A 24,530-nucleotide genomic window follows, 5' to 3' on the forward strand; every position below is an offset into this window, starting at 1 on the left:
CTCGCTCCGCACCCGTGGTCGGAGCCCGGGGAGTGGATGCAGGACGCTGCCGACGAGGTGGGGCAGGGGGTGGCGTTCCCCCGTCCGGGCGAGCCCTTCGATCCGGCGGGGGATCTTCCCTCGGAAGCTTGGTGGCGAGCGGTGTCGGCGCCGATCGCGCAGCCGTGGCGTCGCCCGGTGGTGGCGGATGCGGCACAGGTGCACCGGGAGGAAGTCGACCTCGCGGGCGAGCGGTGACAAGGAGCGAGGGGGGATCTCGAGCAGCTTGCTCCGTTGTTTGGCGACGGGCCGCGCGAGGAGCGGAACGGTCTGTGGGCGGCTGACGAAGGGCGCGCTCGCTACGGCAGGGGCTCTGTCGCGGTACTTACGGTATCCACTGCGGCAGGAGCGTGGTGTGCTCTCGGCGGCCTGAAGGCTTCCTCACCCCGCGTCGGCCTCCTCTGAGAAAAGCGGTTGCGCTTGTCGGCTTCTGGTTGTCAGGGTGCGGGGGTGATCGGAACGGATATCGAACTCCCCGTCGTGGACGGGGTCCTCTCGGGTGTGGACTTCGGAGGCCACGGTCAGGGGGTGCTGCTTGTCCACGGCAGCGGACACAACGCCGCGGCCTGGGCGGATGTGGCGTTCCGGCTGGTGAGCGAGTGTCATCCGATCGCCATCGACCTGCGTGGCCATGGCCAGACCCGGCTCGACTCCACCGGCCCCGAGCAATACTGGCGAGACATCGGTGGCGTCGTCACCGCGCTGGGCTGGGACCGCCCCGTGCTGGTGGGCCATTCCACCGGCGGGTACGCGGTGACGGCTGCCACTGCCGGTGGCCTCGTGGAACCGGCCGCCCTGTGCATCGTGGACGGCGTGGTGCTCGATGACCGTAACGCGTCACTGGCCGAGCATGCCGCTGCGCGGACCGCCGAGGCGGCGGACCGTTTGCGGACGATGTTCCGCTACGGCTGGGAAGCGAACGACGATCAGATGCACGCCTATGTCGAGCAGTGCGGGCGGGAGGCCGGAGGGGACTGGCTCAACGCCGGAGCACGGCACGAACTCGTCGAGGAGGTCACGCGGCGCTCCTTCCTGTACGGCGGCCACCGGTGGGTACGGCGACCGGCCATCGAGGAGATCGTGACCGTCACCGCCGTGGAACCCGATGCGGAAGTCTTCCCGAGCATCGGGGTGTACGACCGCGTCACCTGTCCGATGACGATCGTGCTGGCCGACAATGGTTTCTACGCCTCGCGGCGCGACGAAGTGCGTGCCGTCGTCGATGCCGTCCCCGGCCGCCGACTGATCGATATCAGCTCGAACCACAACATCCCCATGACCCGGCCTGCTGACCTTGCCGCGATCATTCTCGACCTGGTGCGGGACCGAGCCGCGGCATCGATCGATTGATTCCCACCCCTCCAAGGAGTTGCTGTGGCCGTAAGCGAGATGTCCGTCGCAGACAAGGGCGCTGGGCCGTACGGCATCACGGCCGGCCCTGACGGCGCACTGTGGCTCACCTTCGTGCACAGCGGCCGCATCGCGCGCCTCACCCTCGGCGGCGAACTCGACGAATACCCCCTGGAATCGCCCGAGTGTCGCCCTACGGTCATCACCCCCGGGCCCGACGGAGCACTGTGGTTCTCCCGGACCCAGGACCACCGGATCGGCCGCATCACCGCCGACGGTGACGCGGAGTCCTTTCCCGTGCCCACGCCCGACAGCGGGCCCTTCGGGATCACCGCCGGTCCGGACGACGCGATGTGGTTCACGGAGATGAACACCGACCGGATCGGCCGCATCACCAGCACGGGAGAGATCACCGAGTTCGTCCTTCCCTGTACGGGCGCCTATCCCTCGGCGATCACCGCAGGTCCTGACGGGGCCCTGTGGTTCACCCTCAACCAGGCGAACGCCATCGGCCGCATGACTGTCCACGGAGACACCGTCATCCACCCGCTCCCCACCCCGAGCGCCGCACCCGTGGGCATCACCAGCGACGGCACCGCCTTGTGGTTCGTCGAGATCGCGGCGGGCCAGATCGGCAGGATCTCGGTGGACGGCGCGGTCAAGGAGTTCCCGCTCCCTGACCGCACGGCCAAACCGCACGCCATCGTCGCGGCCTCCACCGGTGACTGCTGGTTCACCGAATGGGGAGCCAACAGCATTGGCCACATCACCGGTAGCGGCAAGATCACCGAGTACGGCCTGCCGTCACCGTCGTCCGAGCCGCACGGCATCACCCTGGGGCCCGACGGCGCTCTTTGGGCGGCCCTCGAAGCGGGAAGCGTCGCGCGGCTTGAACCGTAGCCTCAGGACGAAGAACCTCCCACTCCGGAGCACCGCGCCCACGTTTCGAGCACGCGGGACAGCTTGGGCACCGTGTCGTTGAGCAGGGTCAGCTCGGCCGTCATCTGCTCGCGCAGCTCGACGACGAGCACCCCGGCGTCCAGCGGCTTGCGCAGTTCCCGGTAGTTCTCCTCCCGCCTCGCCTCGCAATCCTGCGGCAGGTCCTCGTTCGGATAACGCCACTTGTCGGCGCCGATCACCCAGATCTCCTTGCACTTGAACTGAGCGCGCAGGGCCTGGAAGATGTCGACCTCGTAGACCATGCGCATCACGCGGCGCCGGCCCAACTTGTCGGTGCGGTGCACGGCCTCTGCCCAGTCCCCGCCCACGGCCTTGGGGCCGGGACCGTCTCGCCAAGGGGGGTAGGTGGTGTTCCCGGCGTTCGCATACCGGGCCACCGGCGCCGTGAGGACACCACGGATGGTCAGAATCATCAGTCGTGCGACACGACGGCGGCCGCACCCGGCACCCTTGTGGGTGAGTACGGCATGAACGCGGTCAGTGCGGCATCCCGAACCGCACGAGGGCCGGGCAGGCCGGAGCGAAAGGCACAGAAGGCGGTCCGGGAGATCTTCGGCTCACACGCCCGTTTGACGCTGTGGCCCGCCTGCTTCCCCGCCTTGAGGAACGGGTGCACCGTCACCGGCTCTCCTTCGCGAAGAAGGCTGTGGCCCGATCGAGGACGTCGACATCCTAGCTCCGGCCACCAGTTTCAGGCCGAGCCAGGCGTACGCGTCAGGGCCGTGCGCAGCGCGAAGAACCCGAGCAAGCCGCCTGACGCGAACCGCTGAGCGGTCATCACGCGGGGTCGAGCGGCCAAGTACCCCGACACCCGTGCTGCGCCCAGCATGATCAAAGCATTCACAGTGATCCCCACGATGATCTGCACACCGCCGAGCTGCAGCAGTTGTGCCCAGTCCGGGCCTGCCTGAGCGTCCATGAACTGGGGCAGAAGAGCCGCGTACATGAGAGCGATCTTTGGGTTGAGCAGGTTGGTCAGGAGTCCCATCGAGAACAGCCGGAGGTCAGAGGCCGGAGGTAGGCCTTTGGCCAGAGCGAACGGCGACCGGCCACCGGGCTTGAGCATGTCCCAGGCCAAATAGGCCAGGTAGGCGGCCCCCGCGAGCTTGACCACCGTGAACGCCAGCGGGACGGCCGCGAACAAGGCAGACAGACCTGCGGCCGCGGCCAGGAGGTAGCACAAGAATCCCACGGCGGTCCCACTCAGGCTGACCAGGCCCGCTCTGCGGCCTTGGGTGATCGCGCGAGAGGCGAGGTGGATCATGTTCGGTCCCGGGGTCAGGGCCATGCCCAGTTCCACCAAGGCCACTCCCCCCACCGCAGCCAGACTGATCAACCGTCAACTCCTGATCCCCTGCCGGTACCTGGCACCCGGAGTTGGACGCGGTGCTCCGCTCCGACGGGCGACTGCGATGCATCGGCAGTGCCTGCAACGCCTGCTTCAGCATATGGCCCTGCGGTTGGGTATCTGCGCGCCCGGCCTGCACCAGTCCACGACCTCGACGACCGAGCCGGATTGCCGACATGTGCCGGCGATCCTGCGATGACGTTGAGGCCGGCACGTGACCACCCCGATGGATCCCGCCGCCAGCCCGGCATGCGGCTTCACACCGGGTGACGACCCGGCACCGAGACCGGGGCGAACGCCCCGTTTGGCGACAGGCGTTGGAGCGGCGAAGCGCTGAATCGGGATGGTTCGCTGCTCCTGGGGCGCTATCCCAGTAGCACCACGGCAAGTGCTGCTCCCGCTCATCAGCCGAGCGCCGTACCTGGCCACCGAGGCAAGGACGGCGCTCAGTCACGACACGGCTGTGATTGAGCGCGACAGGTGGCCCGTCCGGCGAACTGGATGCTCGGACCCGCAGGCGCCCCCGAGCGGTCAGCCGCCGTGGAGGCCCCACTCGTCGAGGCCGCCGTAGATGTGAGCTTCAAGGCATTGAGGTGCGTCAAGACCGACGGCCTCGCCGCGGTACAGGGCGATGAGTGAGTCCGTGCCCCGCCACCAGGTGTCAGTCACGCCCTGCACTTCAGGCACTTGCTCGTACCCGTCGAGGCCAAGGGAGGCGACGGCCTTGCCGGTGATCCTCGTGATGGTCTTGGCCCAGCGTCTTGCGTGGGTGGCCAGCGCCAGCGATTCCACCCAGCCGTCCGTACTGGTATGCAGCGGTGCCCAACGGGACCCGTGGATCCCGAAATCGCCACGAGGGCCGATCATGAATCCATAGGCCATGGACACCCGGCACTCCCCGGCCGGAATCCACCAGCCCTCCGAGGCCGAGCCTTCGGGAACGTCCGCGTCCAGGACACGCGGGCCGCTCTCATAGAACGGGGCCGGAGGCAGCGCGAGACCGCCCCAGCGATCTTGAAAGGCTTCAGCACGGTCGATCTCCGCGACCGGGATCCCGTGCGTGATCCAGGCATCGCGGTGGCGCCCGATTTCCTGGCGAGAAACGCGAATGCCCTCCACCTCCACGAACCTCTTGGCTCTCCGGGTCAAACCGGCAGGCGCGACCGGGATCGGCGATATGGGAGGGGTGGCGGGCATGAAACCGGAGTCTAGTGGCGGGCCCGGCCGTGCCGCCGTCGGCACCCCCGCCTGCTTTCATCCACATGACGAAGAGCCGTCCGACCTGCGGGGAGGCCGGTGACCCTGCCCTGATCGGCGATCTGGGGTCGGCCGAACCAGTTCGGGGTGCCGGTCAAGAAGCCGTACAGGTCGCTGGGCCTGAGATGGTTGGCGCGTGCCGGGCGGCGGATGTGGGAGTCGACGGTTCGCCGAGTCGCGGACGGACCTGGACCGGGAGCCGATCCAGCCGCTCAGCGGGTGCGTCGGATGTGCCGTTCATCGCCGTTGGGTGCAGCTCCTCACAAGGGATAGGCTGGGCGGTGCATTTGCCTGACCGGCGGGGCTGAGGACCGCATTGATCGTCGAAGCAGGGTTCACCGGCCCGTGAACCGCGGAATACTGCCTCCGTGGCCACAGCCCCCCGAACCCAGCCTTCGGGCCAGATGGCTGCGCGCCGGCACCGCGGCTGCTTCGGCACCGCGGCTGCGCCGGCCGGGGGAAGCCGCTCCGGCGAATGGCCCAACAGGTGCCCGCCAGGTACGGCACCGTACCCCTACGGTGGTTGCCTGAGACCCGCTTGCCGGGGCGATCGGCAGGGCGGGGGCCGCAGTCGCACAGCGAGGAGACAGGGCATCATGGATTCCCACGTCGAGGCAGTGCGGGGCGCTCTGCCGTCCGGCTTGCTCGAAGGCCAGACAGCACTCGTGACCGGTGCCAACTCCGGTATCGGCAAGGCCACCGCCATCGCGCTGGGCCGGGCGGGCGCCGATGTCGCGGTGAACTACGTGAGTGACCGGGACGCCGCCGAGCAAGTGGTCGAGGAGATCACGTCGTTCGGGGTGCGTGCGGTGGCCTACGAGGCGGACGTGTCGCAGGAGCCCCATGTGGTCGCGATGACGGACCGTGCGGTCCAGGATCTCGGGACCCTCGACATCCTGGTCGCCAACGCGGGTCTGCAGCGTGATGCCGAGCTCACCGAGATGACTCTCGCCCAGTGGCAGAAGGTTCTCGACGTCAACCTCACGGGTCAGTTCCTGTGCGCCCGGGAGGCGGTCAAGGAGTTCCGCCGGCGTGGGGTGGTCCCGGAGGTGTCCCGGGCGGCCGGGAAGATCATTTGCATGAGCTCCGTCCACCAGCTCATCCCGTGGGCGGGGCACGTGAACTACGCCTCGTCCAAGGGTGGCGTGCAGATGATGACGCGGACCCTGGCCCAGGAGCTCGCACCGGAGAAGATCCGGGTGAACGCCGTTGCCCCGGGGGCGATCAGGACTCCCATCAACCGCGGTGCCTGGGAGACGCCGGCGGCCCGCGAGGACCTGCTGCGACTGATCCCCTACGACCGGATCGGAGACCCCGAGGACGTCGCCCACGCCGTCGTGCTGCTCGCGTCCGACCTCATGGACTACGTCGTGGGGACAACCCTCTACGTCGATGGCGGGATGACGCTCTTCCCCGGGTTCGCCACCGGCGGCTGACGTCGGAAGGCATCCCGCAGCGTCCGTGCGGAGTTTCCCCGTCACACCCCTCCTGTTGGCCGGGCCCGGCTACCTTCGCCTCGCCCGGTCCGGTACAGGAGAGGTACATCCATGAGCACCCCGATCCACGGCACCTCGGCCCGGCAGTCCGCAGCCGTCCTGCCGGCGGCCCGGCATCGTCGGACGGGGAGCCGGACCGCGATCACGTCCGCGCGCTCGACGGAGCACGCCCTCCTCGACATGCAGTCCCGCGCCGGTAACCGGGCCGCGACCGCGGTGGTGCAGCGCGCCCGGGAAACCGGGAAGGGGAAGGCGGCGGAGAACGGGAGCGCGCCCGCCGGAGCGAAGAAGAACTACCGCGACCGGATCGCCGGGCTCCTCGACAGGTTCAAGAAGAACCTGGAGCCCATGGACACCTTCATCAAGGGCTTCCAGACCCCCACCAACGCGGCCTTCACCCAGCAGGCCGCCGCCGCGGCCAACGAGGGTCTCAAGCACTCCGCCGCCGCTTCGGGCACCTCCGCAGCGTCGGGGAACCTCCTCACGGAGTCCGCCGGCGCCGTGGTCAGCGGGATGGACGCGTACAAGAACATGAAGGACGCCAGGAAGCACGAGACCGGGGCCGGTCACCACACGGCGAACAAGAAGGCCAAGACCAAGGGGGCCGACGCCGTCGTCGGCGCCGCCGGCTCGGGGAGCTACAGCGCCGCCATCGCCAAGGAGGTGACCAAGCTCCAGAAGGCGTCGGACGCCGCGGTGGCGTCCGAGGCGAGCGGTATCGCCAGTGCCGCCGTCGGCGGGATCAAGGGCATGCGGTCCGCCTTCCGCGTCGGGGGAGCGGCCCGCAAGTACAGGCAGGTCAAGGAGCTGGGGGATCCCCACCTCGTCCACGCCGGGTCACTGGCCCGGCTCAACGAGTCGAGGGAGCAGGCCAACTGGGCCGCGGCGGAGGCTTACGTCGCGCTGGACGCCTACTGGAAGCAGGCGGGCGAGGGAGGGCTCGAGTTCGTCTCCGAGGCCGTCGACGCCGCCTGGGAGGCGATGGGCGAAGCCCGTGACGCCGCGGAGACCCTCCAGCGCGCCGAGAAGGACGTGGAGAAGCTCAGCACGGCGCAGGGGTACGCGAAGAAGAAGCAGCTGACCAAGATCGGCAAGGAGACGGTCAGCGGCGGAGGTGAGTCGGCCAAGGCCGCGGCCGGCATCGTGACGGCGGTCGCGGCGGGAACAGCCGGGCTCGCGAGCAACCCGGTCGGATGGGGCCTCGCGGGGGCCGGGGCCGGCCTGGTCCTCGGCGTCACCATGTACAAGGCGCTCCGCGCCGCCACGAAGCGCTACGAGGAGGTCCGCCACCCGGAGCGCTGGGGGCCGGAGGGCGGGACTCCGGAGGAGGCCGCGTCCCGGAAGGAGTCGCTGCAACACGCCCTGAAGTTCTGGAAGAAGGTGTCGAAGGGCGAACGCCAGGCCATGGCACGCGAGATCTACTCCCTGGCGGCAGGTCCCGGCATCGCGGGGAGCGGGAGCACGACGGCCGAGATGCGGGAGTCCGCCAGGGCCCTGCTCATCGCACTCAAGTCCGGCCCGGCCCAGCACAAGCTTGAGCCTGAAGCGTGGGCCGAGACACTCGACGACCCGGCGAAGACCGCGGGCTGGATCCAGGAGATTGCGGAGCAACTGGCCTCGGGCTGACCGGTAGGCACACGGCGGCAGCCATCACCTCGTGCGACGCGCCGCCCGTCCGAGGCGAGCACGGCGAACCGGGCCCAGGCCGAGCACGAGATCGTCGTGGACGTCCTCTCGGCGGGTCTGCGTCACCCCCTGAGGGCTGCTCACCGGAGGGCATGAAATCCGCCCGGTCGAAACCCTCCGGAAGTCATAAAACCTGCCACTCGTGCATTCGTCGGAGGGCACAAAATTATTCAGTCCGCAAATCCGGCAGAGGGCATACAGTCCTTCCGTGCGCAACGATATCGACAATAAAAATTCGAGCTTGACGGCGTCGTCCGGTCTGCTTATGGTCCAGTCGTTCAGGTTTCCGCCGAGCGATATCCGAAGGTGTTCATGACCGCGCCTCCAGCGTTGCCGAAGTTTAGGCAGCAGCTAATTCTTTCCTTTCTCATGGTGTGTTCGCTGCTGATCTGGCTGGACAACACCGTCCTGAGTGCCACGCTGGAGACCCTCGCGGATCCGGTCCGTGGGCTGGGGGCCGACCCCGGTCAGCTGCAATGGGCGACCGGTTCGTACACCCTGGCCTTCGCCACATTGATGTTCACCGCGGGCACGCTGGGCGATCGCTACGGTCACCGGACCGTATTCTCCGGCGGGCTGGTGATCTTCGCCGGGTCCTCGCTGTGGGCGGCGTACGCGAGCGATGCGAGCCAGCTCATTGCCGCTCGAGCGGTGATGGGGGTAGGCAGCGCGCTGATCACACCCGCCATGTTGGCCATCCTCATGTGGACCTTCACCGGCCCCGCACGGGCCGCCGCGATCGGTATCTTCTCGACGTCGGCCGGTGTCGGAATGGCCGTCGGGCCGGTGCTGGCGGGATTTCTCCTCGATCGTTTCCGGTGGGGCTCGGTCTTTCTGATCAATGTCCCGGTCGCGGTATTGGCGTTGGTCGGGCTCGCCGTGCTGGTCCCGAATTTCCGCAGTCGCACGCCGCGGCCGCTGGACCCCGCTGGGATGGTGTTGTCCATCGGTGGGCTCGTGGCGTTGGCCTACGGGCTGATCCGGGCGGGGCAGGTGGCTGCGTGGAGTCGTACGGATGTCTGGGCGCCGATCGTTGTCGGTCTCGTCCTGCTGGCCGCTTTCGTACTCGCCGAACTACGTGCCGAGGTGCCCGGCTTCGACCCCCGACTGCTCGCGCGACGCACATTCGGTGGCGGCAACGTGGCGCTCGGACTGCTGCTCTTCGCGGTGGCCGCCATCACCTTCTACAACGCGTTCTACCTGCAAGGCGCACTCGACTTCTCACCGATGCAGGCGGGTCTGGCCAATATCCCGACCGCGTTCGGCGCTCTCGCGGGGGCGCCCCTCGGCTCGCGCCTGGTGCGCCGCCTGTCGCTACGCCTTGTCACCGTGCCGGCGTTGGCCGTGGCAGCGCTGACCATGGGCGGGTACGGATTCCTCGGACTGCACACTCCACTCGTCCGGTTCGAGATCCTGTTGTTGGTACAGGGTCTCTCGATCGGGATGGTGATCGGCCCCGTCACCGCGGCGTTGATCAGCAACCTGCCGTTGGAACAGGCCGGTGCGGGATCGGCCGTCACCAACACCGTGCGACAGACCGGCAGCGTCATCGGGATCGCGGTAGGCGGCACGATCATGTCGATCGAGTACCGGCGTGCGATCGAACCTTCGCTGGAGGGTGTGCCCGGCCCGGTGCGGGATCAGGCACGCATTTCCGCCGAACAGGCCCGCCACGTGGCCGCCGCTGCCGACCGGCCCGCCCTTTCCCGCGCCGCTGATGATGCCTTCATCCACGCCATGCACGTGGGCGCGGGCTGGATCGCGGGCATCGCGTTCATCGGAGCAGTCGTGCTGCTGATCACCTTGCCCGCTGTCGGAAAGAAGAAGGTTCCGGTACCGAGGTGGGATCACGAACAGGAGGCCCCCAGCTCCGTCTGAACCGAACCTGTGGAGTGACTCCGCCCATGAACGAAGTCATGGGCGGAGTCGTACGGCATCGGCCCGCTCACGGTGCGTCCCTCGCCGCGCGCGGCGCCACGCTCACGAGGACGGGGGCGGTGGCTGATCCACCGCGGAACACGAGACCGTCGGCGGTCCGCACCGGGCGAAAGGCGGGCTTATCGCTCGTCGCTGAACTGCGGATCCTTCTTCTGGTTGTAGACCTCCTCGCCGGATGCGTCGTAGGCATGGACGTAGGGGCTGGGGCCCGCGTAGTGCGGGTCGGGGTCGTCCGTGGAGAGAGCCGCCGCGTAGACGAACGCGCCACCTGCCATGGCTGCCGGGTACTGCTTCGGGTCGTCGCCGTAGCTGATGGTGATCTTGACGATGTCGGAGGTGTAGTGCCCGGCGCCCAGCATGAGGTATTTCCCCTTGCCGGCCGGTTCGCGGATGGAGTCGAAGTACGCGATCGTGCGACCGGTGCCCCACAGACGATCGTTGATGAACGTGGGCGGGGAGTTGGGAGTGGTGCCCTTGTCGCCCTTCGCCTGGCACTGCACGTATTGACCGGTGGAGTCGACGGCGACGACCACGCCGTCGGAGTCCTGCGAGGTGATGGGGGTGCGGACCGCGACCACCGGTTCGAATCGCGATGCGTCCGAACCCAGGCAGGAGGCAAGGATCCTGGTGGCGGTCCCGGCGTCGATCGGGGTCGTCGTCCCGCTGGTGATGGTGGACGCATCCGCGCCGGCACTCGCGTCGGCCGAGGACGACGCCGAGCGGGTTGCCTCCGGCGCGCTCGGACTCGGTGGCGCTGCGGCGCTCGTCGGGTTGCCGGCGGGGCCGGCGAGAAGAGGCTCGGCGTCCCCGATCCCGTTGAACACGGCCACGGCTGCCACGCTCATCCCGGCAACGCCGGTGGCGACGCCCAGCGGCACTCCCCACCTGCGTCGCAGTGAAGCACGGTTGTTCTCCGGGCCGATCTTCATCAGTAGCTCCTCTCGGGTCCGCCGGTGGTCCGGCAGATCACGATCGGAAGGAGCCGCAGGAATGCCTTGCGTGCGATTCATCGTGCGACCTCTTCCGCGTTGACGGGACTCCTGGAACTGAACGACTCCGGAACCGCAGCCGGGCCGACGAGGTCGGCCCCCAGCCGCCGCCGCGCCCGGTGCAGTCTGGACTTCACCGTCCCGACCGCCACCCCCAGCGCTGCGGCGGCCGCCTGCTGATCCAGGCCCGACCACACGCAGAGCTCGACGACGTCTCGTTCGTGACGCGGAAGCCGGGCCATCGCCCGGTGGATCTCCGACATGCGACGCTCGTCGTCGACCAGTCCGGCGACGCGGTCCGCGTGGTCGCCCGCCGGCTCGTCATGCGAGACGAGCCGGCGGAGCAACGCCTCGGCCCGCCTGAGCCGCCGCCTGGTGTTCGATACCAGGCCGTCGGCGATGCCCAGCAGCCATGGCAGGGCCGAGTCGCGGTCCAGTACCGTCTCCGATCGCCTGCGCCAGGCGTGCAGGAACACGGTCGAGGTGAGGTCCTCAGCTTCGGACCAGTCGGCCGTGCGCCGGAACAGATGGTTGTAGACGGTCTTCCCGTGGCGGTCGAAGATTCGGCCGAAAGCCTCCTGGTCGCCGTTGACGGCCCTCGCCCACAGTGCGCGGTCGGACATCCCTCCGACCGGTACGGCGGGATCAGCGTCGTTCAGTTCCATGCTCTATACGTGTCCGGCACCCGGCCCAAGGTTCCCGCCGGGCGATCTCCGTTCGCACCGGCCGACCGGGCCGCGGCCGGCGCCGTCGGCAACGGCTTCCGCAAGCGCGTCCGCACGTCATGCCTCAGTGCGGGAAGCTGCGGGGCGGGCGGGTCACCATGGATTCGCGGAACTCGGCTATGCGTGAATGCACTTGGCGCATCAGAAAGGTGTCCTCGATCCGGTCCAGGTACAGACAGCGGGCAGCCAGGCCCGGGAGGTCGAAGGCGAAGTACAGGGACATCAGCGGGTTCACGAACAGCTCGCTGTCCCGGGTGCGATCGGTGAACCGGACATCTCCGAACGAGCCGCGCACGGCCGCCGCGATCGAACCGTTCACGATGCTCGGGTGGTGTGGAGTGTGATGCTGAGCGTGCTCCACCGCCTCAAGGTAGAGAGCGCCCTCGCGGGTGGCGCGCGGGATCGAGAACGCACCGAGGTACGCGCCGTCGCGCTCCAGCGCGGCGATGTTCTCCAGTACCTGGGAGTGGTTGACACCGTGGTACGCGTCCACACCGAAGCCGACCGACACGACCAGACGCGTCGGTACGTCGTCCAGCGCGGCCAGCGCGGCCACGCTGGCCAGGTCCTCCTCGGGAGTGCCCAGACCGGCTTCGTCACCGCACATCAGGATGTCCGTGCCGCCGTCGACCAGCACCACTGCGTCGATCCGGTGCAGCTCGACCAGCGCCCGGTAGGCGGCGCGCAGCGGACGCACCCCGGTCTGGGGGAAGGCGTACACGGTGGACGGGTAATCGTGCTGACGCAGCCACTGGGCAAGGGTCCGCTCCGGGAAGTAGCTCTGGTGCGGAGCGGAGCCGGGAGTGACGGCGGCCAGGTCGGGGGCGGCCCAGTCGTCGGCCGGAAGACCTTCGAGTGCGCTGAAGGAGAGGTTCGCGAGGTACACCTGCTTGCCCTGATGGAGGAGGGAGAGAGCCAACGGCAGGCCGGAGTAGATGTCGAAGCCGCCTCCCGCGCCCGCGACGAGGATCCGTTCGGCATCGGCGAGCCGGGTGAAGAGCGGGTTCGAGTGCAGGGACGTCATGTCGGTCATTGTCCCGGGCCCGGCACGGCTGCTACAGCCGGGTGGCCTCGGAGCTCGGAGCCCGGACGGTCGCCTTTCCGGCCGTCTCGACGGGCGTCTACGGTTGGCCGCTCGACGACGGGGCCCGGATCGCCGTGCGTACGGTCCGGGAGGCAGCGCTCCCCCCGATCACCGAGGGCCGGTTCGTACTGTTCGACGACGAGGCGTACGCCCGCTTCGACCAGGTGCTGACGGAGTAGGCCGTCAGTCGACGGTGAGCACGATCTTGCCCTGGATGTGTCCCTGGGCGGCGCGTTCGTGCGCGGCCTGGGCGTCCGCCAGCGGGAACGTGCTGTCGATCGCGACGCGGACCGTGCCCTTGTCGAGCAGTCGTCCCAGCTCGGCGAGCTGGGCGCCGTTCGAGCGGACCTGGGTGCCCGTGACCGTGACGCCCAGCCTGGCGGTCTCCTCCTCGTCGAACTCACCGAAGAACACCGGGAACTGGGAGCCGCCGCGCTTGAGTGTGCGCAGGAGGCGGCTGCTGTGCGGGCCTCCGACGGTGTCGAGGACGAGGTCCACGTCGCGTACGGACTCCTCGGGACGGCCCCTGGTGTAGTCGATGAACTCGTCGGCACCGAGCTCGCCCAGGAACGATTCATGGGCGCCCGACGCCACGGCGATGACACGCGCGCCCTTCCACTTCGCCAGCTGCAGCGCCAAGTGCCCCACGCCGCCCGCCGCGCCGTTGATCAGCACCGTGACGCCGGCGTCGAGCGGCACCGGGCGATGCCGCGCCGCCTGGAAGGGCGAGGGGTGATCGTGGCCGAGCTCGATCAGGAACTGCCACGCGGTGAGCCCGGCCATCGGCGTCCCCGCCGCGTGCACGTGATCGATACCGGCCGGCTTGAGTGCGAGGTCCGACGCGGGGGCGGCCACGTACTCGGCGTACGTGCTGCCGTCGAAGCTGGGGAAGCGGAGAAGCCCGAAGACCTCGTCGCCGACGGAGAAGCCGTCCACATCCGCGGCGACGGCCTCGACGACACCCGACAGGTCCGTCCCCGGGATCACGGGCAGCTCGAACTTCGGCCTCGTCTCCGGAGGCAGGTCCGACATTCCGTCGCGCAGGTACCAGTCGGGCGGATTGACGCCGACCGCGTGCACACGGACGAGCACCTCGCCGGGCCCCGGCGCGGGAATCGGCACCTCGTCGTAACGCAGTACTCCGGGGCCGCCGTGCTCGTGGAGCCGGATCGCCCTCATCGTCTGTGTCGGCATCGTCTTCTCCTCTGCCCGCGCTGCGGGATAGGCTTATCCGGATCAGCGATCCGCATAACCGGATCACTGGTACGAATATATGGACCACTGATCCGAATAGTCAAGGGGAACAGATGCGGGCCGACGCCAGGAAGAACCGCGACCACCTGCTCGCAGTGGCGGGCGCCGCCATAGCCGAGCAAGGCGTCGACGTGTCCCTGCGCGACATCGCGCGGAGGGCGGATGTCGGGCTTGCGACGCTGCTGCGTCACTTCCCGACCCGGGAGGCCCTGCTCGACGCCCTGCTCCGGACCAGCTTCGACGAACTGACGGCCCAGGCGGCCCGGCTGGAGACATCGAGCTCGTCGGCGGACGCTCTCGTGTCGTGGCTGCGCGACTGCGTCGCGTGGACGACCGAGTACCGGGGCGTGACCGTGCTGATGGCGGCCGCCATCGAGGACACCGAGTCCGCCCTTCACGCCGCGTGCGTCACCCTGCGCGCGGCCGGCGCACGGCTCCTCGCCCGCGCCCAGGCCGCGGGCGTGGCACGGACCGACATCGACGGCGCCGACTTGTTCGCGCTGGTGGCGGCGCTCGCCTGGCTCGGCGATCAGCCCTCGCTCGCGCCGCGCGCGGACCGCCTCTTCGGGGTCGTCGCGAGCGCGATCCTGACGGGCGTGGGGAGCGGCGAGGCAGGGGAGGAACGAGGCGCCCGCAGCTGACGGGCCGGCGACCGGCGGCTTCCGGGCTCAGTGCTCGTGCGGAGAGGCCGGCGTGTACCGCGTCTCCTCCGGGGCATGGGTCGTGTTTCCCGGCGGGCCAGCAGCCAGTACAGAACCGCCGGGACCACCAGGCCCACGATCCAGGAGATGTCCGCGCCGCCCAGCGGATCCACCAGCGGCCCCGTGCAGAAGTGCGTGACGAGGAACGGGAGCTGGGCGAGGATCCCCACCACGTAGACCGCGAGGGCGTCCCAGCGCCAGGCGCCGTAGCGCCCCTCGGGGTCGGACAGCGCCGGTATGTCGTACCGCTCCCGGGAGATCAGGTAGTAGTCGACCAGGTTGATCGCCGACCACGGCGTGAAGAACGTCAGCAGGAACAGCAGGAAGTCCTTGAAGGACGTCAGGAAGCTGTCCTTGCCCAGGAGAGCCACCACCGTCCCCGCCACCATGATGAGCGCGATGTACGCGGCCCTGCCGCCCTGCGCCAGCGTCTTCCGGCCGCGGAACCCGCTGATGCCGGTCACCATCGACATGAAGCCCCCGTAGGTGTTCAGCACGTTGATGGTCAACTTGCCGAGTGCGATCTCGAAGTACAGGAACGACGCGATCAGCCCCGTGCCGCCCAGGGCGGCCACGTAGCCGACCTGGTTCGCGAGGAAGGCCTCGCCCGCGCTCGCCGCCACGAGCACACCGAACGTCATCGACCACTGCGAGCCGACGGCCGACCCCGAGAGGGTCCACCAGAACGTGGCCCGCCCCGACGTCGTACGCGGCAGATGGCGCGAGTAGTCCGCGACGTACGGCCCGAAGGCGAGTTGCCAAGATGCCGCGAGTGACACGGCGAGCAGGAACACCGGCAGGTCGAAGTGCGCGTCACCGAGCGGCGCCGACAGGTCCGCCCGGTCCAGGAGGCGGATGCCCAGGTAGACGAACGCGAGGGCGCAGACCACGCTCGCCACCCGTCCCAGGACTTGGACCGCGGCAAACGAGAAGTAGTGTCCTCATGTCCACCGTCCCGCCCGAGGCTCCGCACCTGACCGTCGAGCAGATCTTGGCCTCGCCCGTCCGCGCCGGCGCGTCGAGCTCGCCGGACGGCACCAGAATCGCCTACCTGGCACCGTGGCGTGACCGGCTCGACGTGTGGGTGGAGGGCATCGACTCCGACGAGCGGGCGCGTTGCGTCACGGCCGACGACAACCGCAGTGCGCACGTCTACCACTGGACGGACGATCCGCGGTGGCTGCTCTTCGAGCAGGACGGCGACAGGGACGAGAACCGGCACGTCTGCCGCGTCGACTTGGAGAACCCGGAGGCCGGGGCGGTAGACCTCACCCCCTTGGAAGTCTCAGCGAGCGGGCCCAGTCTCTACCGGGCGCGACTGGTCACGGCTGTAGGCGGACCAGCCGCCGACGAAGAGTCGGCCGTGGCCGAGACCTGTGTACTCGAGGGTCAGGAGGTTATGACAGGCCGTCACTCCTGAGCCGCAGTAGGAGACGACCTTCGACGCGTGGTCCTGGTCCACTCCGGCAGCGGCGAAGTTGTCCCGGATCTTGTGCAAAGGCAGGAGGCGTCCCTGGCCGTCCAGGTTCTCCCGGCAGGGGACGTTCACCGCACCGGGGACGTGGCCCGGTCGCGGGTCGACCGGGTCCTGCTCTCCGACGAAACGGTCGCGGTTGCGGGCGTCGACCGTCAGGACGTCCGGACCCACTACCTCATCGGCCTGCACCAGAACATCCGCCGGCCAGGGGCACACCGAGAAGTCGCCGTCGGCGCGCGCCGGTTCGTCCGCTGTCAGTGAGGCGGGATGTGTTTTGACGTAGGCGGAGAGTCCGCCGTCGAGGATCGCCGCTCGACGCCCGGTGGTCCGGAGCATCCACACCAGACGGGCGGCGATGACCCCGCCCTGGTCGTCGTAGGCAACGACGATGTCGCTGTCATTGATCCCCAGGGCGCGCATGCCCTCGGCGAACACCTCCGGTGATGGCAAGGGGTTCCGGCCGTCCATCAGCGTGGCGGGCCCCGTCAGCCAGAGGTCGAGGTCCACAAACACCGCGCCCGGCAGGTGTCCTCCTTCGTACGCTGCTCGCCCGGAACGGCCGTCCAGATACCACCTCGTGTCTGCCAGGACCACCCGCCCCGGCAAGTCGTCCAGCTCTTCAACCCGCGCGAACGGCGGGACATCCAAGAGTTCGCTCATGGCGCGACCCTATCCATCTGTCCAGAATGTGAATCAAATGGTTTCGCATCATGAGACTCCAGGCATCCTTCCGCCTGGTGCGGCCCGCAGGTCGGAAGGGTAGGTAGGGAGATCCGCAGGCAGGTCTGAGGCGAACCAGAGCGAAATGTGACCCTTCTCGGCGAGCGCCATCACCCCTTTGACAGACACCACCGAAGCGCAAACTGAACGGCCTCGGAGCTAGCGGGGGCCGCGCAGGTGGACCTCGGGCACTCGCGCGATTTCACGCGCGGTCCCGCTTCGTCATCGGTCGGTTCCTCACCCCGTGACGGCCCCGGCCGGTCCCGGGCCCCGTCTCCGAGCCCAAGTCGCCCCCTACGGCCGCCCCGCGTCCATCATGGCTGGATCTTGATGGTTGTTAAGATCCAGCCATGGCGCAAGCGCACGTGGTGGCTGTACTGGCCTTCGATGGAATGGCGCCCTTCGAGCTGGGCGTGGTGGTGGAGGTCTTCGGCCTGTCCCGCCCCGAGCTGGGAGACCTGCCCTGGTACGAGCTGCGGGTGTGCGCCGAGGAACCCGGCCGGGATCTGCGGACGGTCGGCGGGTTCACGCTGCGCGCCGAGCACGGGCTCGATGCGCTGACCACGGCGGACACGGTGATCGTGCCGGGGGTGGCCAAGGTTGGGGCGGAGGTCTCGCCCGCCCTCGTGGAAGCGCTGCTGCGGGCCCATGCCAGGGGAGCGCGCATGGTGTCGATCTGTTCGGGGGCGTTCGCGCTGGCCGCGTCCGGCCTGCTGGAGGGGCGGCGCGCCGCCACCCACTGGCGCTATGCCCGCGCGCTCGCCGAGCGGCATCCCGGGATCGAGGTCGATCCCGACGTGCTGTACGTCGACAACGGCGATGTCCTCACCAGCGCGGGCAGCGCGGCCGGTATCGACCTGTGCCTCTACCTGGTCCGGGCCGATCACGGTGCGGCCGTGGCCAACACGGTGGCGCGCCGCTTCGTCGTCCCTCCGCACCGCGAGGGAGGTCAGGCCCAGTTCATCGAAGCGGCGGTGGGAGAGATCGGTGCAGAGGACGACGGCGTCACGCAGAGCATGGACTGGGCGCTGCGCCATCTGCGCACACCCCTGTCCGTGTCCGCCCTGGCCCAGGCCGCGTGTATGTCGGAGCGCTCGTACTTGAGGCACTTCACCCGCCGCAACGGCGTGAGTCCCATGCGCTGGGTCATCGCCCAGCGGATAGCCGCCAGTCTGCCGCTGCTCGAGTCCGGTGAGGGCACCGTGGACGAGGTCGCCGCCGCGGTCGGCTTCGACAGCACCGGGACGTACCGGCACCACTTCACCCGTCAGATGCACACGACGCCGACGGCCTACCGCAAGACGTTCACCCGCGTCCCGAGCACGCATGACGGTCACTCCGTACGACCTGCACGACTGGCGGAATCTTGATGGCTGGAGGCGTTTACGCCACTCGTGGGCCGGGCCCAGGGATCGGAAGATGGAGACATCGCCGACCGGGGAGACCCGGCACGGCCCACCGGCCGTCCCGACCAGCAAGAACAAGAGGCCCTCCATGTCCGCCACCGCTCCCGCCGAGATCACCAGCGCCGTCCTGAGCGTGCCCGCAGCCGCCCCGGCCGAGGGCGCCGCCCACTACGCCGCCCGCCTCGCCTTCGAGGCGGATGTCTCCGACGTCCACGCCGATCTGGCATCCGGCGCCCACGGGGTCGTGGTGGTCGACACCCGCAGCAGTGCTGCCTGGGACCAGGGACACATCCCTGGCGCCCTCCACATGCCCACCGCACAGATTGCCGACCTGGCACCGCAGCTGATCGACCCGGCCCAGACCGTGGTCACCTACTGCTGGGGCCCCGGCTGCAACGGCGCGACCCGCGCGGCGCTGGCCTTCGCCCGCCTCGGCTACCAGGTCAAGGAAATGCTCGGCGGCTTCGAGTACTGGGCACGCGAGGGCTTCGCCTACGACTCCGCCGCCGGCTCCGAGCAGCGCCCCGTCGACGATCTGACCGCCCCGCGCTCGGGCATCTCCTGCGCCTGCTGAGGACTCCGCACGGCCGGACCGACTGCTGTCCGCCGATGCCGCCTGCACGACCGGCGCCGTTCTGCGCGTCACCGTGGTGAGGTCGGCCGGCCTCGGCCCCGGAACGGGCCGGGATCAGTGCTCGGTCGGCACCCGCCCGACCGGGTCGGCGAGCCGAGGACCAGGCCCGCTTCGGAGCCCGGCTCAGCTGTCCAGGGAATCCACGTACGGAGACAGCTTGGCGGGGTTCATCACCCACATGATGTGTTCGATGCCTCGCGCGGACACGTCGATGGACAGGAGCGTCACCGCTTCCCCGCCGGCCGAGACAAGGACGGCCGGCCTGCCGTTCGCCTCGACCCAGCGGATGTCCGCCTCGGGCCAGAAACGCGGGGCGAAGGCGGCAAGGTACTTGGAGACGTGCGTGCGGCCGATGACCGGGATCCTGGAGGCCCCGCGCACTCCACCGCCGTCGGAGTAGCTGACGACGTCCGCCGTGAGCACGTCCTCGAGCACCGACAGGCTGCCCGTCCGCGCCGCGGCCAGGAACACGTGCAGCAGCCGCCGGTGCTCGTCGGGGCCGACGGGCTCCCTGCGTTCAGCCGACAGGTGCTTCCGTGCACGGCTCACAAGCTGGCGCGTATTGGCTTCACTCGTCTCCAGGATGTCCGCGATGCGTCTGTACGGATAGTCGAAGGCCTCCCTCAGCACGTAGGCAGCCCGTTCGACGGGGTTCAGCTTCTCCAGGAGGAACAGAACGGCCAGGTCGAGCGCCTCGGCCCGCTCCGCGCCCAGCTGCGGATCGGCACTCGTGTCGACCGGCTCGGGAAGCCAGGGCCCGGTGTAGGACTCACGGCGGACCCTGGCGGACCGGGCGAGGTTGATCGCCAGACGGGTGGTGACCGTAGCGAGGAAGGCCGCCGGTTCGCGGATCTCGGTGCGGTCGGCCTTCTGCCACCGCAGCCAGGCCTCCTGGACGATGTCCTCGGCTTCCGCGGTACTGCCTAGGACGCGGTAAGCGATGCCGAAGAGCTGAGGACGTGCTCCTGTGAACTCCCTGGTCGCGCGGTCGAGGTCCAGGGAATCGGGGTCATCCGCCGAGCGCATGGGCATCCTCCAACTCTGCCGCGCCGTGCCACGAGTCGTCGCGTCGGGCCGCGGCCCTCAGCAGACCGGGCCCGGGGGAGCCGCCGCGGTGGCCCTCAGCAGGTCGCGCACCAGGTCGAAGTCGATGCTTGCGGGCCTGCGGAACCTCAGACAGCCCCTGCCCATGTCCTGCCCGGCCAGCCGCTCCTCGAACGCCTCCCTGACGTCGCTCCGCATGAGGTAGAGGGAGATGTACTGCTTCTGACTGGCGAAGGCGATCTCCGCGGTGCCGCCCCGCCCGTACGCGGGCATGCCGTACGCCACGACCTCGTCGAATCCCTCGAGCTCCGCACCGCACAACTGCCGCAGCCTGCCCAGGGCGTCCCTGCGTTCCGCAGGGACCTCGGTCAGGTACCCGTCGACGTCTTCCGCCGTGCTCCTCACCATGAGCCGAGCCTACTCGGCCGGCAGACGCTGATCCTGACGGCTGGACCCTCCCCCGCCGGGTGGAGCCGGCGGGGGAGGGTCCCGTACGGACCGGGCAGGTCAGCCGAACTGGCCGGGCCGGTAGTCGCCGGCGGGCTGCTGATTGATGACGTTGATGCGGTTGTAGGCGTTGATGACGGCGACGAGGGAGATCAAGGCGATCAACTGGTCCTCGTCGAAGTGCTTGGCGGCGTCCGCCCAGGCCTCGTCGGTGACGCCGCCTGCCGCGTCGGCGATGCGGGTGCCCTGCTCCGCGAGTTCCAGGGCCGCGCGCTCGGCCTCGGTGAAGACCTTGGCCTCCCGCCAGGCGGCCACCAGGTTGAGACGCTGCACGGTCTCCCCGGCGTGCGCGGCGTCCTTGGTGTGCATGTCGGTGCAGAAGCCGCAGCCGTTGATCTGACTGGCGCGAATCTTCACCAACTCCTGGACGGCGTGGGGAAGCGTCGAGTCCGCCACCGTCCTGTTGGCCGAGTTGATGTGCTTCAGCACCTTGCCCGCGAGGGGATGGCCGAAGTAGTTGAGACGTGATTCCACGATGGGTCTCCTAGCCGTGTTGCGGATACACACAGCTGACCGGGAAGACCTCCGAAGTGTGACAGGACGCGGGGTGTGACGTGCGTCTCTCCTCAGCCTGCCGCCAGCCAGTCCGCGTACCGGGTGGGGGCGAGCGCGGCGTCGTCCTTGCCGGTGAGGACGTCTCCGTGAACCACGGCGAACATGCCGGCGGCGTCGTCCGTGGTGACCGTCCGGCTGTCCGAACCGGCCGCGAGAGTGATCCTCCCGAGTTCGTCGAGGGGGAAGACCTCGGGGCCCGCGATGTTGTGAATGCCCCGCAGCGGAGCGCCCACGGCGACGTCGGCGACCGCGTCGGCCACGTCCTGCGCGGCGATCGGCTGGATCGGGGTCACGGGCAGCCGGACGGTGTCACCGTCGGCCGTCCAGCTCATGACGGAGTCGATGAACTCCATGAACTGTGTGGCGCGGACGATGGAGTACGGGATCGGCCCCGCTACGAGGATCTCCTCCTGGAGAGCCTTCGCGCGGTAGTAGTCCAGTTCGGGTACCTGGTCCACGCCGACGATGGACAGTACGACGAAGTGGCGCACCGCGGCCTTCTGCCCGGCGCTCAGCAGATTGTCCATCGACTGCCGGAAGAAAGCCGGTGCGGCCTCGTCGAAGGTCGGGGAGTTGGTCAGGTCGACGATGGCGTCGGCGCCGGTCAACGCCTTCTCCAGGCCCTCGCCGGTGACGACGTCCACGCCTGTGGACTTCGAGTGCGGCACCGCCTCGTGCCCGTCGGCCTTCAGCTTCCTGACGACCTTCGATCCGATCAGCCCCGTGCCGCCGATCACTGCGATCCTCATGACGGGCCCTTCTGCCGGAGGACGTTCTCGCACCTGCTGCGATGCACCGATCCACTGAAACACGCCCGCCTCCGGACCGCACTCGCTCACCCCCGGCCGACGGTCAGCCGGCCGTCATGGCCGCATGGTGTTCCGCGAGACGTTCTCCGGACACTTCCCTCGGGTAGACGGCGACCTTGCCGACACCACCGAGGAAGAAGGAGCGCAGGGCCGCACTCCCGATGCGCAGGGGCGAGGTGGTGTTGCCCGGGACGATGTCGTAGTCGGCCAGCGCGTCCTGATCCCTCAGCCGCCCGTCCCGGTAGATCCTGGTGTGCCCCGGAGGCTCGGCGGGGCCGTCCGGGGCGGTGGTGATGACGAGGGCGTAATGGATCCACTCCCCGGGCCGGAGCGGGTCCTGGAAGTACGAGCCCGCGCCCAGTCCGCCGGGCGGATTGAAGGCGTAACCGGAGACGCGGTTGGCGCGCCCCTCGGTGTTGTCCGCTGAGTAGACGCGCGCGACCCATTCGCACTGGTTGACCGTGGCGTAGGTGAGCTTGCCCAGCCAGTGGACGTAGCCGGACCCTTCGGTGCGGGGGAACACCAGCACGTCCGGGCGCAGCCAGGCCTCGATGGTCAGTGCTCCCGTGGTGGAGACCGACAGGGCGTCGCTGTCCGGGACTTCGATGTACTGGTCGGTGGTGCCGTCGAACAGGGTGGCCGGGTCGCCGTTGGGCAGATGAGTGTGGCCGGGGGAGCCGCGGTACTCCGCAACTTGTCCGCCTGGGGACACCTCGGTGCCGGCTCCTCCGAGTCTCAGGAACAGCACCGGGTCGTCGACAAGGATCATCTGGTCGTAGCTGCTCACGAGCACCCTCCTTGCGTGTCCGTCGCGCGGTGGCGCCGGGCACTGGGAAATCGGCGGCGAACCGTCCCACTTTAAGGAGGTGAGGACCGCGGCGGTAACGGCGCTCGCGCCGACGTCACGAGGCGAGCGGAGTGCGCCGGAGCGTGGCCCGAGCCCGACGCGCCGTGCGCCGGGCACGATCGGGGCGACCGGCCGGAACTGATCGCGGACAAGCAGGATTGGCCCATGCCCTTCGTACCCAAGTGGCTCTCGGTACTGGGCATGTACGGCCATAGAGTCGTGCTCATGACCGAGAACAGGACCACCTTCCCCCCGGTACTCACCCGCCACGCTGACGCCGAGACCTGCGTCGACCCGAGCAGCACGATGCGGCTGCTCGGCGAGGGCCGCCGCACGGACGGGGGCTTCACGAGCTACCGGTCGACCTTCGCCGAAGGCGCTGTGGGGGCACCCGCCCACTTCCACACCAAGGCGACGGAACTGTTCTTCGTGCTCGGTGGTGCCCTGCGCGTGCTCGTAGGCGAAGAGGTGACTGTCCTGCGGGAAGGGGACTTCCTGTCCGTACCGCCCCACACCCCGCACGCGTTCGCCGCTGCCCCCGGCTTCACAGCGGACGTCCTGTTCGTGTTCGACCGGCACATGGACCGCTTCGCGTACCTGCGTCTGCTCGGCAGGGTCATGCGGGGGGAGGCGGACCCGAAGGAGATAGCGGAGTCGGCCGAGCGCTTCGACAACCACTACGTGGAAAGTGCCGCCTGGCGGGACGCGCTGAAGGTCGGGTGAGTACGGCCGGTGCGACCGGGAAGGCGGAGGTGCATGCGTACGCCGGCGGCCATCGGGCAGCCGGCAGCGCACGGAGTCACCGAGTAGAAAAAGGAGCTGTTCCACCATGTCCTCCTCCCTCGTGGAAACCGTCGACATCAAGGCGCCGGTCAGCGTTACCTGGGCTCTGTGGAGCGACGTGACGCAGTGGCCGAAGTTCCTGAGCCACGTTCGACGGGTGGATCCGATGGACGAGCGCCGGTTCTCCTGGCAGCTGTCCCTGCCTGGCGCCGACAAGAGCTTCGTCGCTGAGCTCACCGAGGTCGTCCCGCAGGACCGGATCGCCTGGAAGACGATCGAGGGGGTGCACCACGCGGGTGTGGTCACCTTCCACCGGCTCGACGACACCTCCAGCCGGGTCGCCCTGCAGATCGAGTACGACCCCAACGGGTTCGTCGAGCACCTGGGCGCACTGACGAATCTCGACTCGGCACTGGCCAACTACGACCTGGGCGAGTTCCAGAAGCTGGCCGAGTCCACGGCCGCGGGCGACGGTCCACGGGGGCTGTGACCACGGTCCTCGTGTGGTCCGCCGCAGACGGGAGCCGCCCGTGCGCACATCCGTGGTGCGCGCGGGCGGCTCCCGTCCGTGGCCGTCGCGGGCCTGACCGGCGGTCAGCGTCGTGGCGGAGCGGAGGAACCCGGCTTACCGGCCATCACCTGTTCCCCGCCGGTGCCAGTGCCCGTGCCGGTGTCCGTATCCGGTGCGTGCGGTGCCCCGTCCTCAGGGCCGGGCGCCGCCGCCTGCTCGCGGGCCGCAGCCGCCTGGCGCGCGGTACGCAGCGGTGACTGGGTCCACTCGGCGAACCACCACACGCCGGCCACCACACACGCCCACACGAGGCCGCCCAGTACGGCGCTCGGCCACGGCGCCTGCTCGGCCCAACGCTCCACGCCGGTCAGCACCGACCAGCCGACGAGCAGCACGGTCAGAACTCGTAC

The 24,530-nt window shown here is 69.2% G+C and carries 25 protein-coding genes and 2 pseudogenes; 12 read left to right on the forward strand and 15 right to left on the reverse strand.

Annotation, left to right across the window (positions count from 1 at the left end; genetic code table 11):
- The 3 genes from ACZ32T_RS20060 to ACZ32T_RS20070 form a co-directional block, all read left to right on the forward strand.
- A partial coding sequence (locus tag ACZ32T_RS20060) for a hypothetical protein (protein WP_467368057.1) occupies positions 1-237 on the forward strand: 237 nt, incomplete at its 5' end.
- A gap of 252 nt (positions 238-489) precedes the next feature.
- Positions 490-1,389 carry an alpha/beta fold hydrolase gene (locus ACZ32T_RS20065; RefSeq protein WP_467368542.1) on the forward strand — a complete coding sequence of 300 codons (900 nt, stop codon included), beginning with the start codon at positions 490-492 and terminating at the stop codon, positions 1,387-1,389.
- A 24-nt stretch (positions 1,390-1,413) separates the two neighbouring features.
- On the forward strand, positions 1,414-2,289 hold the full coding sequence (locus ACZ32T_RS20070) for a Vgb family protein (RefSeq protein WP_467368059.1): 876 nt from the start codon (positions 1,414-1,416) through the stop codon (positions 2,287-2,289).
- Positions 2,290-2,291: 2 nt separating this feature from the next.
- Here ACZ32T_RS20070 and ACZ32T_RS20075 read toward each other — a convergent pair whose 3' ends face one another.
- From ACZ32T_RS20075 to ACZ32T_RS20085, 3 genes are all read right to left on the reverse strand, one after another.
- Positions 2,292-2,762: a hypothetical protein gene (locus ACZ32T_RS20075; RefSeq protein WP_467368061.1), complete on the reverse strand. Its 471-nt coding sequence runs from the start codon at positions 2,760-2,762 to the stop codon at positions 2,292-2,294.
- Between the two features lie 278 nt (positions 2,763-3,040).
- Positions 3,041-3,685 (reverse strand): LysE family translocator, encoded by a 645-nt coding sequence (locus tag ACZ32T_RS20080; RefSeq protein ID WP_467273630.1) that lies wholly within the window; start codon positions 3,683-3,685, stop codon positions 3,041-3,043.
- A 543-nt stretch (positions 3,686-4,228) separates the two neighbouring features.
- Positions 4,229-4,894 (reverse strand): hypothetical protein, encoded by a 666-nt coding sequence (locus ACZ32T_RS20085; RefSeq protein ID WP_467368063.1) that lies wholly within the window; start codon positions 4,892-4,894, stop codon positions 4,229-4,231.
- A 656-nt stretch (positions 4,895-5,550) separates the two neighbouring features.
- On the opposite strand from ACZ32T_RS20085, the gene ACZ32T_RS20090 reads away from it, so the two are divergent.
- The 3 genes from ACZ32T_RS20090 to ACZ32T_RS20100 all read left to right on the forward strand — a co-directional run bounded on the left by ACZ32T_RS20090 (position 5,551) and on the right by ACZ32T_RS20100 (position 10,014).
- Positions 5,551-6,390, forward strand: coding sequence for an SDR family oxidoreductase (locus ACZ32T_RS20090; protein WP_467368065.1), 840 nt, complete (start codon positions 5,551-5,553; stop codon positions 6,388-6,390).
- Between the two features lie 111 nt (positions 6,391-6,501).
- Positions 6,502-8,076: a hypothetical protein gene (locus ACZ32T_RS20095; RefSeq protein WP_467368067.1), complete on the forward strand. Its 1,575-nt coding sequence runs from the start codon at positions 6,502-6,504 to the stop codon at positions 8,074-8,076.
- Between the two features lie 372 nt (positions 8,077-8,448).
- Positions 8,449-10,014, forward strand: a complete 1,566-nt coding sequence (locus ACZ32T_RS20100) for an MFS transporter (protein WP_467368069.1) — start codon at positions 8,449-8,451, stop codon at positions 10,012-10,014.
- Between the two features lie 179 nt (positions 10,015-10,193).
- On the opposite strand, the gene ACZ32T_RS20105 is transcribed toward ACZ32T_RS20100, so the two are convergent.
- The 3 genes from ACZ32T_RS20105 to ACZ32T_RS20115 all read right to left on the reverse strand — a co-directional run bounded on the left by ACZ32T_RS20105 (position 10,194) and on the right by ACZ32T_RS20115 (position 12,812).
- Positions 10,194-11,003: a hypothetical protein gene (locus ACZ32T_RS20105; protein ID WP_467273639.1), complete on the reverse strand. Its 810-nt coding sequence runs from the start codon at positions 11,001-11,003 to the stop codon at positions 10,194-10,196.
- Between the two features lie 77 nt (positions 11,004-11,080).
- On the reverse strand, positions 11,081-11,728 hold the full coding sequence (locus ACZ32T_RS20110; protein ID WP_467273641.1) for an RNA polymerase sigma factor: 648 nt from the start codon (positions 11,726-11,728) through the stop codon (positions 11,081-11,083).
- Positions 11,729-11,852: 124 nt separating this feature from the next.
- Complete coding sequence (locus ACZ32T_RS20115; RefSeq protein ID WP_467273643.1) at positions 11,853-12,812, reverse strand: DUF1152 domain-containing protein; 960 nt, start codon at positions 12,810-12,812, stop codon at positions 11,853-11,855.
- A 29-nt stretch (positions 12,813-12,841) separates the two neighbouring features.
- On the opposite strand from ACZ32T_RS20115, the pseudogene ACZ32T_RS20120 reads away from it, so the two are divergent.
- Positions 12,842-13,051, forward strand: a pseudogene (locus ACZ32T_RS20120) (macro domain-containing protein); the annotation flags it as partial.
- 4 nt (positions 13,052-13,055) lie between these two features.
- On the opposite strand, the gene ACZ32T_RS20125 reads toward ACZ32T_RS20120, so the two are convergent.
- A complete protein-coding gene (locus ACZ32T_RS20125; RefSeq protein WP_467273648.1) occupies positions 13,056-14,066 on the reverse strand; it encodes an NADP-dependent oxidoreductase in 1,011 nt (336 codons plus the stop codon).
- Between the two features lie 113 nt (positions 14,067-14,179).
- Here ACZ32T_RS20125 and ACZ32T_RS20130 point away from each other — a divergent pair, with 113 nt between their 5' ends.
- The gene (locus ACZ32T_RS20130; protein WP_467273650.1) at positions 14,180-14,767 is read left to right on the forward strand and encodes a TetR/AcrR family transcriptional regulator; all 588 of its coding nucleotides are present in this window, start codon (positions 14,180-14,182) and stop codon (positions 14,765-14,767) included.
- A gap of 76 nt (positions 14,768-14,843) precedes the next feature.
- On the opposite strand, the pseudogene ACZ32T_RS20135 reads toward ACZ32T_RS20130, so the two are convergent.
- Together ACZ32T_RS20135 and ACZ32T_RS20140 are read right to left on the reverse strand one after the other, a co-directional pair.
- Positions 14,844-15,738, reverse strand: a pseudogene (locus ACZ32T_RS20135) (purine-cytosine permease family protein); the annotation flags it as partial.
- Positions 15,739-16,112: 374 nt separating this feature from the next.
- The gene (locus tag ACZ32T_RS20140; RefSeq protein WP_467273652.1) at positions 16,113-16,964 is read right to left on the reverse strand and encodes a sulfurtransferase; all 852 of its coding nucleotides are present in this window, start codon (positions 16,962-16,964) and stop codon (positions 16,113-16,115) included.
- Between the two features lie 410 nt (positions 16,965-17,374).
- On the opposite strand from ACZ32T_RS20140, the gene ACZ32T_RS20145 reads away from it, so the two are divergent.
- The gene (locus ACZ32T_RS20145; RefSeq protein ID WP_467273654.1) at positions 17,375-18,394 is read left to right on the forward strand and encodes a helix-turn-helix domain-containing protein; all 1,020 of its coding nucleotides are present in this window, start codon (positions 17,375-17,377) and stop codon (positions 18,392-18,394) included.
- A 124-nt stretch (positions 18,395-18,518) separates the two neighbouring features.
- Positions 18,519-19,004, forward strand: a complete 486-nt coding sequence (locus ACZ32T_RS20150) for a rhodanese-like domain-containing protein (RefSeq protein ID WP_467368544.1) — start codon at positions 18,519-18,521, stop codon at positions 19,002-19,004.
- Positions 19,005-19,187: 183 nt separating this feature from the next.
- Here ACZ32T_RS20150 and ACZ32T_RS20155 read toward each other — a convergent pair whose 3' ends face one another.
- The 5 genes from ACZ32T_RS20155 to ACZ32T_RS20175 all read right to left on the reverse strand — a co-directional run bounded on the left by ACZ32T_RS20155 (position 19,188) and on the right by ACZ32T_RS20175 (position 22,766).
- Positions 19,188-20,090: an RNA polymerase sigma-70 factor gene (locus tag ACZ32T_RS20155; RefSeq protein ID WP_467368071.1), complete on the reverse strand. Its 903-nt coding sequence runs from the start codon at positions 20,088-20,090 to the stop codon at positions 19,188-19,190.
- 57 nt (positions 20,091-20,147) lie between these two features.
- On the reverse strand, positions 20,148-20,516 hold the full coding sequence (locus tag ACZ32T_RS20160; RefSeq protein ID WP_467273660.1) for a DUF1801 domain-containing protein: 369 nt from the start codon (positions 20,514-20,516) through the stop codon (positions 20,148-20,150).
- A 99-nt stretch (positions 20,517-20,615) separates the two neighbouring features.
- Positions 20,616-21,089, reverse strand: a complete 474-nt coding sequence (locus ACZ32T_RS20165) for a carboxymuconolactone decarboxylase family protein (protein ID WP_467273661.1) — start codon at positions 21,087-21,089, stop codon at positions 20,616-20,618.
- A gap of 92 nt (positions 21,090-21,181) precedes the next feature.
- Positions 21,182-21,919, reverse strand: coding sequence for an SDR family oxidoreductase (locus tag ACZ32T_RS20170; RefSeq protein ID WP_467273663.1), 738 nt, complete (start codon positions 21,917-21,919; stop codon positions 21,182-21,184).
- Positions 21,920-22,022: 103 nt separating this feature from the next.
- Complete coding sequence (locus ACZ32T_RS20175) at positions 22,023-22,766, reverse strand: LamG-like jellyroll fold domain-containing protein (protein ID WP_467273665.1); 744 nt, start codon at positions 22,764-22,766, stop codon at positions 22,023-22,025.
- Between the two features lie 285 nt (positions 22,767-23,051).
- Between ACZ32T_RS20175 and ACZ32T_RS20180 the strand changes: the two genes are divergently transcribed.
- Entirely contained in the window at positions 23,052-23,549 is a 498-nt protein-coding gene (locus ACZ32T_RS20180) for a cupin domain-containing protein (RefSeq protein WP_467368546.1), read from the forward strand.
- 106 nt (positions 23,550-23,655) lie between these two features.
- Entirely contained in the window at positions 23,656-24,099 is a 444-nt protein-coding gene (locus ACZ32T_RS20185; RefSeq protein ID WP_356716878.1) for an SRPBCC family protein, read from the forward strand.
- Positions 24,100-24,203: 104 nt separating this feature from the next.
- Here the strand turns inward: ACZ32T_RS20185 and ACZ32T_RS20190 are convergent, their stop codons facing one another.
- A complete protein-coding gene (locus ACZ32T_RS20190) occupies positions 24,204-24,515 on the reverse strand; it encodes a hypothetical protein (protein ID WP_467368073.1) in 312 nt (103 codons plus the stop codon).
- Positions 24,516-24,530 lie beyond the last annotated feature (15 nt).

Source organism: Streptomyces sp. NPDC023573, from assembly GCF_055559735.1.

Coding starts and splice junctions, on each gene's coding strand:
- ACZ32T_RS20075 (WP_467368061.1), bottom strand. CDS start 2,762: ATGATTCTGACCATCCGTGGTGTCCTCACGGCGCCGGTGGCCCGGTAT.
- ACZ32T_RS20085 (WP_467368063.1), bottom strand. CDS start 4,894: ATGCCCGCCACCCCTCCCATATCGCCGATCCCGGTCGCGCCTGCCGGT.
- ACZ32T_RS20090 (WP_467368065.1), top strand. CDS start 5,551: ATGGATTCCCACGTCGAGGCAGTGCGGGGCGCTCTGCCGTCCGGCTTG.
- ACZ32T_RS20095 (WP_467368067.1), top strand. CDS start 6,502: ATGAGCACCCCGATCCACGGCACCTCGGCCCGGCAGTCCGCAGCCGTC.
- ACZ32T_RS20100 (WP_467368069.1), top strand. CDS start 8,449: ATGACCGCGCCTCCAGCGTTGCCGAAGTTTAGGCAGCAGCTAATTCTT.
- ACZ32T_RS20105 (WP_467273639.1), bottom strand. CDS start 11,003: ATGAAGATCGGCCCGGAGAACAACCGTGCTTCACTGCGACGCAGGTGG.
- ACZ32T_RS20110 (WP_467273641.1), bottom strand. CDS start 11,728: ATGGAACTGAACGACGCTGATCCCGCCGTACCGGTCGGAGGGATGTCC.
- ACZ32T_RS20115 (WP_467273643.1), bottom strand. CDS start 12,812: ATGACGTCCCTGCACTCGAACCCGCTCTTCACCCGGCTCGCCGATGCC.
- ACZ32T_RS20125 (WP_467273648.1), bottom strand. CDS start 14,066: ATGCCGACACAGACGATGAGGGCGATCCGGCTCCACGAGCACGGCGGC.
- ACZ32T_RS20130 (WP_467273650.1), top strand. CDS start 14,180: ATGCGGGCCGACGCCAGGAAGAACCGCGACCACCTGCTCGCAGTGGCG.
- ACZ32T_RS20140 (WP_467273652.1), bottom strand. CDS start 16,964: ATGAGCGAACTCTTGGATGTCCCGCCGTTCGCGCGGGTTGAAGAGCTG.
- ACZ32T_RS20145 (WP_467273654.1), top strand. CDS start 17,375: ATGGCGCAAGCGCACGTGGTGGCTGTACTGGCCTTCGATGGAATGGCG.
- ACZ32T_RS20150 (WP_467368544.1), top strand. CDS start 18,519: ATGTCCGCCACCGCTCCCGCCGAGATCACCAGCGCCGTCCTGAGCGTG.
- ACZ32T_RS20155 (WP_467368071.1), bottom strand. CDS start 20,090: ATGCGCTCGGCGGATGACCCCGATTCCCTGGACCTCGACCGCGCGACC.
- ACZ32T_RS20160 (WP_467273660.1), bottom strand. CDS start 20,516: ATGGTGAGGAGCACGGCGGAAGACGTCGACGGGTACCTGACCGAGGTC.
- ACZ32T_RS20170 (WP_467273663.1), bottom strand. CDS start 21,919: ATGAGGATCGCAGTGATCGGCGGCACGGGGCTGATCGGATCGAAGGTC.
- ACZ32T_RS20180 (WP_467368546.1), top strand. CDS start 23,052: ATGACCGAGAACAGGACCACCTTCCCCCCGGTACTCACCCGCCACGCT.
- ACZ32T_RS20185 (WP_356716878.1), top strand. CDS start 23,656: ATGTCCTCCTCCCTCGTGGAAACCGTCGACATCAAGGCGCCGGTCAGC.